We start from the raw sequence: 12,577 nt of genomic DNA, 5'->3' as shown, positions 1-12,577 counted from the left end.
GGCCTGTCTGATACGGCCGATATTGAAACCAGTCCCGGTCAATTCGACACGAATACCTTTCGCGGACAGAAATCCATCGGTTGAAGCTAGCAGGAAGTGCTTAAATTTAAACTTCCGGACCGGCTTCAAGTTGCGTCACTGGCAGCTTGGCAGGTTATTTTCAGCCCAAAAGCTGGAGCGATGCTTAACGCCGGCTAACTGGCCGCGGCTTCCCGTTTCATCCGGACGGGTCGCGATTTGTATCGCGCCCTGAAAAGATTCTCCGCCCCCCGGGAATAAAGCCCGAACCTTCCGGGTCTTGGCTGTAGCGAGGCCATCCTCCCAAGGCACGCATCAACCAACCCGGAGAATACGCATATGAACAAGATCGCCCTCACCGCAGTCGCCATCCTCCTTGCCACCGGCGGCGCCTTTGCCGGCAGCGACCACTTCTCCGCGGCCGCCCAGCACGCAGCCGCCGTCGACACCACCACCACTGCTTCCATCGTGAAGCTGGACCGTCACGACATGAAGCCGGCGGCCAAGATCGCTGCGGATGAGCCTGGCCAGGGCATCTGGGGTCGCTGAGCTAGGAGCTTGGGGCTGAACGTCCCGATCCGGGCGGGGAAGGCACGCCTCGCAGGGCTCGGAGCCGAAGTCCCGATCTCCCCTGTGCCGGTCGGTCTTTCAGTCGGACCGGCCGGCACCGGCTTCCGCAGCCGGCGGAGGGTCGCACCGGGCCCTCCGCCAATCTCTCATACCGCCTGAAACCTGACGCAACCCGCAGCCACTAGAGGAGATTTCTGATGTTCAACATGACACGCCGCATGGTGCTCGGATCAGCCGCCGCCGCTGCCGCCTTCGGCATTGCCGGCAAGCTCGAATTCGCGCCCGCGGCCCACGCCGAAACCCCGGTCGAGCCGCTGGTCGGCTTCTACAAATACAAGGTCGGCTCGCTCGAGGTCACCGCCGTCTATGACGGCATTTGGCGCAAGCCCCACGACCCGGCCTTCATCAAGGACGTCTCGGTCGACGACACCAAGGCGGCACTCGCCAAGGCAGGATTGACCACCGACTTCATGCCGATTCCGCTCACCGTCGTGGTGCTCAAGATGAACGGCCGCACCATCATGATGGACGCCGGTTCCGGCGTCGGCCAGTGGCAGGCCAACGCCACGCATCTGCCGGCCAACATGAAGGCCGCGGGCATCGACTACAAGGCGATCGACACCATTCTGATCTCGCATTTCCATCCGGACCATGTCTGGGGCCTGATGGAGAAGGGCACCAACGATCCGGTGTTCCCCAATGCCGAGCTGATCGTCAACGCCACCGAATACAATTGGTGGACGGATCCGAGCCGCCTCGCCAAGCTGCCCGAGGGCCGCAAGCCGGCGGGCAAGCGCATCGCCGAGAATTTTCCGAAATGGAAGAACTGGAAGCTGGTCGACGATGGCGCGGAAGTGGTGCCCGGCATCCGCCTCATGGCGGCGCCCGGCCATACGCCTGGCCATTCGGTCTACCATGTCGATGCCGGCGCCGAGCAATTCCTCGTCTCGGCCGACACCATGTACGTGCCGGCGCTGCTTGCCCCGCATCCCGAATGGCAGGGCGCCTACGACCAGGACGGTCCGACGGCGATCACCACGCGGCACCGGATCATTGACCAGGTGATCGCCGACAATGTCCGCATCTGCGGCTCGCACTTCCCGTTCCCCGGCACAGGCAGCTTCGTCAAGGACGGCAATGCCTACGCCTTCACCCCGACCCAGATCTGATCTCACTCGGATCGTGAACAGAAAGCGACACTCCAATGAAACACTTAACTTTCGCGGCGCTCGGCGCCATTGCGGTCTTGACCGCGGCCCCGATCGCCATCGCCGTTCCAGCCTATGCCGTGGACGACATCGAAGGCGCCGATGCGCCCGACCTGACGGCGGTGAAGGCCAAGATCGACGCCAAGGACTATAAGGGCGCGCTGGCCGATCTGCGCGACCTGGCGCAGGACACCCAGCAGGCCGACGTCTACAACCTGCTCGGCTTCACGCTGCGCAAGACCGGCGACTATCAGACCTCGCTGACCTACTACACCAAGGCGCTGGAGCTTAAGCCCGACCACAAGGCCGCGCATGAATATCTGGGCGAGCTCTATGTCGAGACCGGCGACATGGCCAAGGCCAACGAGCAGCTCGCCTCACTGGAGAAGCTGTGCCCGTCGGGCTGCGAGGAGCTTTCCGACCTCAAGCAGGCGATCGACACGAAGGTGACGAAGTAGTTCAGCCCGTTCCTCGCCCCACGAAGTGGGGAGAGGTGGCCGCGAAGCGGCCGGAGAGGGGACCTTGCGCTGCCCTCTCCCTTCAGTGCCAACTTTTTTGGGCGCCACCGCGGTAGCCCCCGAAAACCGGAGCCGGCGTTCCTCTCCCTCGCGCCGGCTCCGACCTTTCAACCTCGAGCGCGCGTCCACCCGGGCGCGTGGCGGCTACCTGCGTCCAAGAATTGGAGCCAACGATGACACCGACCGAACTTGCCGAAAAACTGCACGCCAGGGATGTCGTCCTGCTGGCCGGCCGGCTGTTTCTGTCCCTGATCTTCGTGCATGAGGGACTGCAACTGGCGACGCATTTCGAGGGCGCTCAGAAGGCGATGGCCGCGCTTGGCGTCGGCACGCCGCTGCTCATTGCCACCATCGCGCTGCAACTCGGCGCCGGCCTGTCGGTGGCGCTCGGCATCCTGGCGCGGCTGGGTGCGATCGGGCTCGGCCTGTTCTGCCTGATGACGGCAAGCCTCTTCCACACCAATTTCGCCAGCCAGAACGAACTGCTCCATTTCGAGAAGGATCTCGCCATCGCCGGCGGCATGTTCATCCTGGCGCTCAGCGGGGCGGGCAGGCTGTCGGTGGACAGGGTGTTGACCGGGTTCGCGAAGGACACCAAGATCGATCCGCCCATCGAGCGGCATCTGTCGGTGGGGGAGACAAGGCTACCGGTTTGAGTGTTGCCTATGAGGCTCACAACACACTGGTGATCCCGCCATCCACCAGCAGCGTCTGACCAGTGACGAAACTCGCGGCATCCGATGCCAGGAACACCGCCGCGCCAGCCAGTTCCTCGACATCACCCCAGCGCCGCATCGGCGTGCGGCCGGTGAGCCAGGTCGAGAATTTCTCGTCGGCGACTAAAGCCGCGTTGAGCTCTGTCTTGAAATAGCCGGGCGCGATGGCGTTGACGCGCACGCCGTGCTGGCCCCATTCGCCGGCCATCGACTTGGTCAGCATGGTGATCGCTCCCTTGCTCGCCGCGTAAGGCGCGATCGAGGGGCGAGCGAGCGCGCTCTGCACCGAGGAGACATTGATGATGACGCCCTTGCGGCGCTGGATCATGCCCTTCACCGCGGCGCGGCTCACCTTGAACACGCCGTCGAGATTGGTCGCCATCAGCGCGTCCCAGTCGGCATCGGAGAAAGTCTCCAGCGGCGCGCGGCGCTGGATGCCGGCATTGTTGACCAGGATGTCGATCGGCCCGGTGTCGGCTTCCGAAGCTGCGATTGCCGCATCGACCGATTGGGTGTCGGTGACGTCGATTAATGACTCCGCGATCGTGTGGCCTTCGGCACGCAGCCTGTCGGCGGCAGCCTTCAGCTCCTCCATCTTGCGGCCGCCGAGCGTGACGCGCGCGCCGGCCGCGGCCAGTGCCCCCGCGAAGGCGAGGCCCAGCCCGCGGCTGGCGCCGGTGACGAAGGCATGCCTGCCCTCGAGGCCGAAAAGACGGCCGAGATAATCAGTCGAACGCAATTTGCACCTTCATCGATTGCGATTTGTCGCTGGCCAGCTCGAAGGCCTTTCGCGCCTCGGCGAGTGGCAGCGTGTTGCTGAGCAGCGGCGCGACGTCGATCCGGCCCGAGCCGATCAGGTCGACCGCCAGGGCGAATTCCGTGTCGAAGCGGAAGCTGCCCTTCACCTGGATTTCCTTGGTGACGATGACCGACATGGAAAGCTCCGCCGTCGCGCCCTGGCCGACGGCCACCAGCGTCCCGCGCGGCTTGATGACAGGCAAGGCGCTGGCGACCGTCCCGCCCTGGCCGGCGGCCTCGAAGACGACGTCGAAATACCCCTTGTTGGCGGCGTAGCCGTCCATCGCCTCGGCATGTGTGGCGACATTGATCGTGCGGTCGGCGCCGATCTTGGCGGCGTATTGCAGCGGTCTGTCCTGCACATCGGTGACGACGACTTCGCGCGCGCCGGCAAAGCGCGCGGCGAGCACCAGCAGCGTGCCGATCGGTCCAGCGCCCATGATCAGCACGCGGCTGCCATAGACCGGCGCCTGGGCGACGGCATGCAGCGTCACGGCAAGAGGCTCCGCGAACGCGCCGGCGGTAGGGTCGGAGCCCGTCGCCAGCGGCACGGCGTTTTTGGCGCGGCAGACGAGATGTTCGGCAAAGCCGCCCTGCACATGCGGCATGCGCATCGCCGACCCCAGGAAGCGCATGTCGAGGCAATGGATCGGTTGCCCGGCCCGGCAGAAGGCGCAGACGCCGCAACGGTTGGCGGGATTGACGGCGACCGCCGTCCCCACCGCCGGCCCGGAAACGCCGGCGCCCAGCGCCTCGACGCGGCCGGCGATCTCGTGGCCGAGGATCATCGGCTCCTTCATGCGCACAGTGCCGAAACCGCCATGGCGGAAATAATGCAGGTCGGAGCCGCAAATGCCGCCGCGCGCAATGCGCACCAGTACCTCGCCTGGGCCGGGCCCTGGCGTTGTGCGCTCCTCGACGTCGAGGTCGAGCGGCCGGCGCAGCACCACCGCGCGCATCGAGGATGTTGGCGACAAACCGGCTCTCCGCTGCTTCCCCCAACAGCTAACAGGAAAGTCGCGATGCCTTCAACTGCATTTATCTGACAAATCAGATGATAATGGACAGGTTCGGCTTGCTAAGATAACACCGACGCTTGCTAGCAGAACCAAATGGGCCGGGACAAAATGGCAGGCAACCAGACGGCGTCGGTGACGGACGAGATAACCAACAATCTCGGCCGCGAGATTCTCCGAGGGCTGTTTCCGCCCGGCGCGACCCTGATTGGCGAGGAGGAGATCTGCGCCCGCTTCGGCGCCAGCCGAAGTGCGGCGCGCGAAGCGGTGAAGATCCTGTGGGCCAAAGGCCTGCTGGTCACCCGCCCGCGACGTGGCTCGCGCATCCGCCCGCTGAAGGACTGGAATTTCTTGGACCCCGCGGTGCTGGGCTGGCTGCGCGCCAGCGCGACACCGCGCCACTTCATCATCGAGCTTCTGGAAGTGCGCCTGGGCTTCGAATGCGAGGCGGCGGCAATTGCCGCGAGCCGCAACAACCCGGACGAGATCGCTGCCATCCGCGAGGCCTTCGAGGCGATGCGCGCGGCCTCCTCCGGCCAGGGCGATCCGGTCTTGTCGGACGCCGCCTTCCATGAAGCGGTGCTTGCCGCCACCGGGAACCGCTTCTTCCTGCCGCTCTCGGCGCTGATCCACACGGCGCTGCAGTACAGCGTGCCGACCACCAACGCGCTGTTCGGTCATCCGGTGGGCGATCTCGACGCGCATGGCAAGGTGCTGAAGGCGATCGAGTCCGGCGACTCCACAAGAGCCCGCAAGGCCATGCACGACATGCTGAGCGAGGTGCTCGCCCGCGTGCGCACGGCCGCTGAACTCACTGGTGCCGGCTGAATCGTTCAGACCGGAATTTGCCTGTCGTCCCGGTCTGCTGTGTGTCGGCGGCAATGGGCACGCCAGAATGGCGCTCGGCAAGCTGGAGACGATTTCTTCGTTGCGGCGAGACCATCACCGGCGTCGTCTTGCTTGGCGGGGTTTTCAGCCCAGGGACGATGGCCGAACTCACGCCCGCATCGGTTGCGTTGCCGATAAGGAACGCAGGTCTCGGCCATGCCGCACCCCGGTCTACGGTTCGAAGACGGGGCACGCCGTTGCGCGCAGTTAAGGTCAGACTGGTACATTACGCCGCGTTCGGTCGGGGAATAATGGCCCATGAGCCAGCGCGCGTTCATCACTCTGCTCGTCCTCCTGGCGGTGCTGGTCGCGCTGTCGGCGACGTCCTTTCCAGGCGCGATGATCGGCTTCCTGTTCGGCATCGCCATTGCCTTGTTCGTCGCCGGACCGGCGATGCTGATCGGCAAGGTGCTCGAGAATAACGGCATTCCGATATCCGGCGGGCGGTCTTGTGGATGCTGGCCGGGTTTTATGCGCTGCTTACTCTCTTCGCGGCATTCCAGACCTGGCGCCGGCTTCAGCGTCAGGAGACCGGCCAGGCGCGATCCGCGGGGCTGCGGCTGGCGCTGCTCGTCGCGCTTCTCGCGATGGCATGGCTTTTAGTGAACGCGATGCAGGAAGCCTGGCCGTGAGGCCGCCAATATGCGGCAACCTCACGAATAAGGCTCGATTCAGCGCTTCGGCCCAAAGCCAGGATAGGGGTTGAGCGGCACGATCGCCGTGATGTCCATCATGCCGGCCTCGATCAGCGGCAGCGTGGCGAGATGGCCGCGCACTTCCTTCTCGTCGGCTGCCTCGAACATCATGCCGCTGCCGGGAATGTCGCCACGGTTCCAGATCTGGCGCACCGCGCCTTGCACGTAAAGCGCCTTTCGCCGCTCGGACTCCGGCGGCAGCAGCGGCGCGAAATCGGCGTCGCTGAATTTTTGGGTGTTGCGGCTGAGCAGGGCAAAGAACTGCATGGCGATCTCCTTCGTGGCTGGGGTGACGAGGGAGATATCGCGCCGGCTGTCCAGACTGTCCAAGACTGATTAGGATAAAGTTCAGACCTTTGAGGACTTGGAATTGAGAGGCCAAAGAATGCTCGACCTGCGCCAGATCAGATATTTCGTCGCCGTCGCAGAGGCCGGCAATGTCGGCCGCGCCGCCGAGCAATTGCACATTTCGCAATCGCCCTTGAGCCGGCAGATCATCCAGCTCGAGGAGCAGCTCGGCGTCGCCTTGTTCGAGCGGGCGAGGCGGCGCGTCCACCTCAACGCCGAGGGCAGGGCCTTCCTTGCCGAGGCCCGCGCCTTGCTTGCCGATGCGGCGCGGCTGGAAGAGCTCGGCCGCAACCTCGCCAGCGGCGCCACAGGCAGCCTCGCCATCGGTTATGTCGAAGGCGCGGTGCATGCCGGGCTGGTCGCCGCCATGCTGCGGGACTTCCGCCGCGCGCGGCCGGACTTCCGTCTGCAATTGCGCAGCAGTCGCTCGGCCGCGCAGTTCGAGGATTTACGGCAGCGCGCGCTCGATCTCGGTTTCGTCTACTCGCCCGCGCCGGAGGCCGATCCCGATCTTGAAAGCGTCTTGGTGCGGCGCGAGCCGCTGGTGCTTGCAATGCCACAGGGCGATCCGCTGGTCGATGCTGCCGACATCCAACCGGGCCAGCTCGACGGCCGCGTCTGGATCACCGTCGTGCGCCAGCCCGGCGACACCAACCGCGCGCAGTTCCTGGCGGCCTGCGCCGAATCCGGTTTCATGCCCGACATCGCTTACGAGACGAACGATCCGTTGACGTCGCTCGGCCTGGTCAGCGCCGGTCTCGGCCTCGCCACGGTCCAGGAAAGCTTGCGCAGCGCGGCACCTCCGGGCGTGATCTTCCGCGACCTGCCCTGGTTCAAGCGCAGCGTGTCGATCCATCTGGCATGGCGCAGGAATGATCGGCGGACGGTGATTGGGGATTTGAGGAAGGCAGTAGGGCAGTAGGGCAGTAGGGCAGTAGGGGGCATTTTCCGCAGCCTTACATACTGCCTTACTCCCCTACTGCCTTATTGCCTTACATCTTATCTATCACCGACTGTACGCCTTCCGTCGGCGCGTCGACGGACGAGCCTGCCACCATGATAGCGGCGACTATCGCTTCCGGGTCGTTGACCACCAGCGGCTTCACGCGATGCGCGGTGTGTATGAAGCCTTCCTCCGACATGTGCTCGATCAGCGACAGCATCGGATCCCAGAACCCCTTGACGTTGGCGAAGACGATCGGCTTGCGATGATGGCCGAGCTGCGCCCAGGTCATGATCTCGACGATCTCCTCCACCGTGCCGATGCCGCCCGGCAGCGCCACAAAGGCGTCGGATTTTTCGAACATGCTGTGCTTGCGCTCGTGCATATTGTCGGTGATCAGCAATTCGTCGAGCTTGTCGAGCGCGGTTTCGGTCGCTTCCCTGTTGATCAGGAAGCGCGGGATGATGCCGGTGACCTTGCCGCCGGCCCTGAGCGCGCCATCGGCGACGGCGCCCATGATGCCCTTGGTGCCGCCGCCATAGATGAGGCGCAACCCGGATTTGGCAAGCGAGCGGCCAAGCGTGTGGCCGGCCTTGATATAGGCCTCGTCGCGGCCCGGAGACGAGCCGCAATAGACGCAGACGGATCGAATCGTGTTCATGACGATGATTGGTGATGGGGACGGTTGGCCGGGTCAAGCCCGCGGACGGGCTTTTTCTTGTGAGCTTGGAGAAAACACGCTAGACCGGCGTTAGGTGGCTAAGGGGGCAGTATAAAATTATGGCTATCAATCCTTCTAAGGCGTTCTTGTTCGCGGCGGGCGGCGTGGCCGTCGTGGCGGCGGTCGCCTACGGGTCGGGCGCGCTCGATCCCTACATCAACCAGAAACCAGCGCAGGTCGCGGCGCTGCCGCAGACCGGCGCGAAACCGGCTGAATCCTCGAGCACGACCACCGAGGCGCGCGTGCCTCAAGCTCCTGCAAACACAATGGCCCCGGCCAACACGATGGCGCCGGCCAACAAGAACGCAACGGCGCCGGCCGCCGCGGCCGGTTCGACGCTGCCGACCTTCGATGTCGTGCGCGTCGAAAGCAACGGCTCGATCGTCGTCGCCGGCAGCGCCGCGCCCAACGCCAAGGTCGAGATCCTGAGTGGCGGCACGGTGCTCGGCTCGACCGATTCCGGCCCCGACGGCGCCTTCGCCATCGTGCTCGACGATCCGCTGAAGCCGGGCGACTATACGATCACGCTGCGCCAGACGGTTGGCGGCACTGCCGTCGCCTCGGCCCAGACCGCCGTCGTTTCGGTGCCGCAGAGCCCGACCGGGCAGGTTCTGGCGATGGTCGAGGAACCGGGCAAGGCCTCGCAACTGATCACCGTGCCCGAGGCCGAGACCAAGCCGGCGGCGCCGGCCGACTCCGACCAGGCGGCACCGGCAGCCCAGGCTCCGGCAACGACGGCTCCCGCAACGACCGCTCCGGCTGCATCCGATACGGCCTCGGCGTCGGCGGAGCCCAAGATCGCCGTCGAAGCGGTCGAGATCGACGGCAGCAAGATCTTCGTCGCCGGCACGGCCGATCCCGGCCGCAAGGTGCGCGCCTATGCCGACGCCATCCTGCTTGGCGATGCGCGGACCTCCGCCGACGGGCATTTCCTGATCGAAGCGACCCGCGACATCCCGGTCGGCAACTACACCATCCATGTCGATGGCCTGGACAGCGACGGCGTCAAGGTCGTCGCCCGTGCCGCCGTGCCGTTCGAGCGCGAGCCCGGCGAGTCGATCGCAGCCGTCGCTCCAAATGAGACGAAGACCGGCGAGGCCAAGCCGGCCGAGACCAAACTCGCCCAGGTCCAGGGCGCCGGATCCCAGGCCGCGGAAGCCAAGCCGGCGGCAACGGCCGAAGCGGCCAAGCCCGCCGAGGTTCCGGCCAAGGTTTCCGAGGCGACGCCTTCGGCCGACGTGGCCGAGACGGTCGCGCCGAAGCTCGAACATGCCGACAGCGCCGTCATCATCCGCCGCAACGACACGCTCTGGCGCATCTCGCGCCGCGTCTACGGCCATGGCACGCGCTTCTCGACCATCTATCTCGCCAACAAGGACCAGATCCGCGATCCCGACCGCATCTGGCCCGGCCAGGTGTTCAAGGTGCCGTCCAAGTCGAAGGAGGGCGAGGACGCCGACATGAAGGCCATGGGCGAGCAGATGACAGCGCCGAAGACGGAGTAGCGACTTCGTCATCCTAGGGCGGAGCAAGGGCGAAGCGACGCGCGCAGACCCTAGGATCCATGCCGTGACAGTCGCCGAAGTGTGCTGCGGTGAAGAAAGAAATGGCGCTGTTTAGTGCCATCGGCCAGGACAGGTGAAAATTCTCGAACGCCGGGATGTTCTGAGGTAACGGCATGGATCCTAGGGTCTGCGCGCCGCTGCGCGGCGCTCCGCCCTAGGATGACGAACGCGAATGGCGGGCGCCTCACCTCAATCTACCCATCCGCCTAGCTTGCCCTCTCATCCTCCATCGTCTATCGGCGATGGACGATGACCGTATCCCCCGAAAGCCGTTGCGCTGACAGCCGCGCCATCGCGCTGCGCCTGGCGGCGCTCTCGCATCGGGCGCGCATCGAGATCCTGAAACGCCTCTCGGCCAGCTCCTGCTGCTCGTGCCGTGAGGTGGTCGACCATCTCGACCTCGCCCAATCGACCGTTTCGCAGCACCTGAAGGTCCTGGTCGAGGCGGGGCTCGTCCGCTTCGAGACTGACCGCCAGCGCTCGCGCTACGCGGTCGACCACACCGCGCTTGCGGGCGTCTCCGCCTCGCTCAACCAACTCGTTGCTTCCTGCTGCCCCGGCAGTTTACCCAAAAGGCAAGACTAGTGGCCGAAAAGACCGTATCCGCCGAAGCCGGCACCCTCACCACATTGCGCAACCTCTGGCCCTATATGTGGCCGGCCGAGCGCGCCGATCTCAGAGCCCGTGTCACCTGGGCGACGCTGCTTCTGGTCGTCGCCAAGCTCACTTTGGTCGCCGGCCCGTATTTCTTCAAATGGGCGACGGATGCGCTGGCCCATGCCTCCAAGACCCCGCCGCCGCTGCCGGCCTTCCTGCTCGCGCCCGTGGCGCTGGTGATCGCCTACAACGTGCTGCGCCTGGTCCAGCTCGGCTTCAACCAGTTGCGCGACGCGCTGTTTGCCCGCGTCGGCCAATATGCGGTGCGCCAGCTCGCCTACCGCACCTTCGTCCACATGCACGAGCTGTCGCTGCGCTTCCATCTGGAGCGCCGCACCGGCGGCCTGTCGCGCATCATCGAGCGCGGCACCAAGGGCATCGAGACGATCGTGCGCTTCATCATGCTGAACACGGCGCCGACAATCCTCGAATTCGCTCTGACGGCCGGCATCTTCGCCTTCACCTATGGCTGGAAATATGTCGCCGTGGTCGCCGTCACCGTCTGGCTCTATGTCTGGTTCACGGTCAAGGCCAGCGACTGGCGCATCTCGATCCGCCGCGACATGAACGACAGCGATACCGACGCCAACACCAAGGCGATCGACTCGCTCTTGAACTTCGAGACGGTCAAATATTTCACCAATGAGCGCATGGAGGCCGAGCGCTTCGACCGCTCCATGGCGCGCTACGAGATCGCCGCGACCAAGACCTGGACCTCGCTCGGCTGGCTGAATTTCGGCCAGGGCCTCATCTTCGGCCTGGGCACCGTCATCGTCATGTGCATGTCGGCGCTGGAAGTGCAGGCCGGCACGCAGAGCGTCGGCGACTTCGTCTTCATCAACGCCATGCTGATCCAGCTTTCGGTGCCGCTCAATTTCATCGGCTTCATCTATCGCGAAATCCGGCAAGGCCTGACCGACATCGAGCACATGTTCGACCTGCTCGACGTGCCCCAGGAGATCGTCGACAAGCCGGACGCCAAGCCGCTCAAGGTCGGCCCGGGCAAGGTCGAGTTCCGCGACGTTCATTTCTCCTATGATCCGAACCGCAAGATCCTGAAAGGCGTCTCCTTCGAGGTCCCGGCCGGTAAGACGGTGGCGATCGTCGGCCCTTCGGGCGCCGGCAAGTCGACCATTTCCAGGCTTCTGTTCCGCTTCTACGACGTGCAGGGTGGCCAGGTGCTGATAGACGGCAAGGACATCCGCGACGTCACTCAGGAGAGCCTGCGCGCCGTGCTCGGCATGGTGCCGCAGGACACGGTGCTCTTCAACGACACCATCGCCTACAACATCCGCTATGGCCGCGTCGGCGCCAGCGAGGAGGAGGTGCGCAAGGCCGCCGAGCTTGCCCAGATCGGCCCGTTCATCGACAAGCTGCCCGAAGGCTACAAGTCGATGGTCGGCGAGCGCGGCCTAAAGCTGTCGGGCGGCGAAAAGCAGCGCGTGGCGATCGCCCGCACCATCCTGAAGGCGCCGCCGATCCTGATGCTCGACGAGGCGACCTCGGCGCTGGATACCCAGACCGAGCAGGAAATCCAGGCGGCGCTCGATCTCGTCAGCAAGGGCCGCACCACCATCGTCATCGCCCACCGCCTGTCGACGGTGATCTCGGCCGACGAGATCATCGTGCTCAAGGACGGCCAGATCGCCGAGCGCGGCACGCACACGGCGCTGCTGGCCAAGCACGGCCTCTACGCCTCGATGTGGGACCGCCAGCGCGAGGCAACCGAAGCCGAAGAGCGCCTGCGCATCGCGCGGGAAAGCGACGAGCTTGGGGTGATTGTGCGCAGGAGAACGGCGGAGGTGAGCTAGGAGCCGGCTTCCCCTTCTCCCCTTGTGGGAGAAGGTGGATCGGCGCGCAGCGCCGAGACGGTTGAGGGGTGTTCCAGGGAACGCCAACGCCTCATTCCCCTGGAG

The 12,577-nt window shown here is 65.2% G+C and carries 14 protein-coding genes; 10 read left to right on the top strand and 4 right to left on the bottom strand.

The annotated features are described in order from the left end of the window. Positions 1–357 precede the first annotated feature (357 nt). The 4 genes from EOA27_RS05570 to EOA27_RS05555 all read left to right on the top strand — a co-directional run bounded on the left by EOA27_RS05570 (position 358) and on the right by EOA27_RS05555 (position 2,970). Positions 358–567: a DUF680 domain-containing protein gene (locus EOA27_RS05570; protein ID WP_126078282.1), complete on the top strand. Its 210-nt coding sequence runs from the start codon at positions 358–360 to the stop codon at positions 565–567. Positions 568–785: 218 nt separating this feature from the next. Then, positions 786–1,757: an MBL fold metallo-hydrolase gene (locus EOA27_RS05565; RefSeq protein ID WP_126078281.1), complete on the top strand. Its 972-nt coding sequence runs from the start codon at positions 786–788 to the stop codon at positions 1,755–1,757. 35 nt (positions 1,758–1,792) lie between these two features. Beyond that, on the top strand, positions 1,793–2,254 hold the full coding sequence (locus EOA27_RS05560) for a tetratricopeptide repeat protein (RefSeq protein ID WP_126078280.1): 462 nt from the start codon (positions 1,793–1,795) through the stop codon (positions 2,252–2,254). 233 nt (positions 2,255–2,487) lie between these two features. Beyond that, the gene (locus EOA27_RS05555; RefSeq protein WP_126078279.1) at positions 2,488–2,970 is read left to right on the top strand and encodes a DoxX family protein; all 483 of its coding nucleotides are present in this window, start codon (positions 2,488–2,490) and stop codon (positions 2,968–2,970) included. Positions 2,971–2,986: 16 nt separating this feature from the next. Here the strand turns inward: EOA27_RS05555 and EOA27_RS05550 are convergent, their stop codons facing one another. Beyond that, complete coding sequence (locus EOA27_RS05550; protein WP_126078278.1) at positions 2,987–3,769, bottom strand: glucose 1-dehydrogenase; 783 nt, start codon at positions 3,767–3,769, stop codon at positions 2,987–2,989. Then, positions 3,756–4,787, bottom strand: coding sequence for an L-idonate 5-dehydrogenase (locus EOA27_RS05545; protein ID WP_126083459.1), 1,032 nt, complete (start codon positions 4,785–4,787; stop codon positions 3,756–3,758). Before EOA27_RS05545 ends, EOA27_RS05550 begins: the two co-directional genes overlap by 14 nt. 153 nt (positions 4,788–4,940) lie before the next feature. Between EOA27_RS05545 and EOA27_RS05540 the strand changes: the two genes are divergently transcribed. Both EOA27_RS05540 and EOA27_RS05530 read left to right on the top strand, forming a co-directional pair. Then, a complete protein-coding gene (locus EOA27_RS05540; RefSeq protein WP_126078277.1) occupies positions 4,941–5,672 on the top strand; it encodes a FadR/GntR family transcriptional regulator in 732 nt (243 codons plus the stop codon). A gap of 318 nt (positions 5,673–5,990) precedes the next feature. Further along, the gene (locus EOA27_RS05530) at positions 5,991–6,335 is read left to right on the top strand and encodes a hypothetical protein (protein ID WP_126078276.1); all 345 of its coding nucleotides are present in this window, start codon (positions 5,991–5,993) and stop codon (positions 6,333–6,335) included. Between the two features lie 68 nt (positions 6,336–6,403). Here EOA27_RS05530 and EOA27_RS05525 read toward each other — a convergent pair whose 3' ends face one another. Then, positions 6,404–6,694 carry a muconolactone Delta-isomerase family protein gene (locus EOA27_RS05525; RefSeq protein WP_126078275.1) on the bottom strand — a complete coding sequence of 97 codons (291 nt, stop codon included), beginning with the start codon at positions 6,692–6,694 and terminating at the stop codon, positions 6,404–6,406. 118 nt (positions 6,695–6,812) lie between these two features. On the opposite strand from EOA27_RS05525, the gene EOA27_RS05520 reads away from it, so the two are divergent. Then, entirely contained in the window at positions 6,813–7,697 is an 885-nt protein-coding gene (locus EOA27_RS05520; protein WP_189343190.1) for a LysR substrate-binding domain-containing protein, read from the top strand. A 70-nt stretch (positions 7,698–7,767) separates the two neighbouring features. On the opposite strand, the gene EOA27_RS05515 is transcribed toward EOA27_RS05520, so the two are convergent. Beyond that, the gene (locus EOA27_RS05515) at positions 7,768–8,379 is read right to left on the bottom strand and encodes a TIGR00730 family Rossman fold protein (RefSeq protein WP_126078274.1); all 612 of its coding nucleotides are present in this window, start codon (positions 8,377–8,379) and stop codon (positions 7,768–7,770) included. 119 nt (positions 8,380–8,498) lie between these two features. On the opposite strand from EOA27_RS05515, the gene EOA27_RS05510 reads away from it, so the two are divergent. From EOA27_RS05510 to EOA27_RS05500, 3 genes are all read left to right on the top strand, one after another. Beyond that, positions 8,499–9,944, top strand: a complete 1,446-nt coding sequence (locus EOA27_RS05510) for a LysM peptidoglycan-binding domain-containing protein (RefSeq protein WP_126078273.1) — start codon at positions 8,499–8,501, stop codon at positions 9,942–9,944. 309 nt (positions 9,945–10,253) lie between these two features. Then, positions 10,254–10,589, top strand: coding sequence for a metalloregulator ArsR/SmtB family transcription factor (locus EOA27_RS05505; protein ID WP_126078272.1), 336 nt, complete (start codon positions 10,254–10,256; stop codon positions 10,587–10,589). Continuing rightward, positions 10,589–12,472 (top strand): ABC transporter ATP-binding protein/permease, encoded by a 1,884-nt coding sequence (locus tag EOA27_RS05500; RefSeq protein WP_126078271.1) that lies wholly within the window; start codon positions 10,589–10,591, stop codon positions 12,470–12,472. The genes EOA27_RS05505 and EOA27_RS05500 overlap by 1 nt, the downstream gene beginning before the upstream one ends. Positions 12,473–12,577: the final 105 nt, after the last annotated feature.

Source organism: Mesorhizobium sp. M2A.F.Ca.ET.037.01.1.1 (assembly GCF_003998075.1).
In the GTDB taxonomy this organism is placed as follows: Bacteria; Pseudomonadota; Alphaproteobacteria; order Rhizobiales; family Rhizobiaceae; genus Mesorhizobium.
Note: the sequence above shows the minus strand (reverse complement) of the source record. Positions and strands in the feature narration are given on the sequence as shown.

Excerpts from the sequence above, each read along its gene's own strand:
- EOA27_RS05570 (WP_126078282.1), top strand. The coding sequence starts at position 358 with ATGAACAAGATCGCCCTCACCGCAGTCGCCATCCTCCTTGCCACCGGC.
- EOA27_RS05565 (WP_126078281.1), top strand. The coding sequence starts at position 786 with ATGTTCAACATGACACGCCGCATGGTGCTCGGATCAGCCGCCGCCGCT.
- EOA27_RS05560 (WP_126078280.1), top strand. The coding sequence starts at position 1,793 with ATGAAACACTTAACTTTCGCGGCGCTCGGCGCCATTGCGGTCTTGACC.
- EOA27_RS05555 (WP_126078279.1), top strand. The coding sequence starts at position 2,488 with ATGACACCGACCGAACTTGCCGAAAAACTGCACGCCAGGGATGTCGTC.
- EOA27_RS05545 (WP_126083459.1), bottom strand. The coding sequence starts at position 4,787 with ATGCGCGCGGTGGTGCTGCGCCGGCCGCTCGACCTCGACGTCGAGGAG.
- EOA27_RS05540 (WP_126078277.1), top strand. The coding sequence starts at position 4,941 with ATGGGCCGGGACAAAATGGCAGGCAACCAGACGGCGTCGGTGACGGAC.
- EOA27_RS05530 (WP_126078276.1), top strand. The coding sequence starts at position 5,991 with ATGAGCCAGCGCGCGTTCATCACTCTGCTCGTCCTCCTGGCGGTGCTG.
- EOA27_RS05525 (WP_126078275.1), bottom strand. The coding sequence starts at position 6,694 with ATGCAGTTCTTTGCCCTGCTCAGCCGCAACACCCAAAAATTCAGCGAC.
- EOA27_RS05520 (WP_189343190.1), top strand. The coding sequence starts at position 6,813 with ATGCTCGACCTGCGCCAGATCAGATATTTCGTCGCCGTCGCAGAGGCC.
- EOA27_RS05515 (WP_126078274.1), bottom strand. The coding sequence starts at position 8,379 with ATGAACACGATTCGATCCGTCTGCGTCTATTGCGGCTCGTCTCCGGGC.
- EOA27_RS05510 (WP_126078273.1), top strand. The coding sequence starts at position 8,499 with ATGGCTATCAATCCTTCTAAGGCGTTCTTGTTCGCGGCGGGCGGCGTG.
- EOA27_RS05505 (WP_126078272.1), top strand. The coding sequence starts at position 10,254 with ATGACCGTATCCCCCGAAAGCCGTTGCGCTGACAGCCGCGCCATCGCG.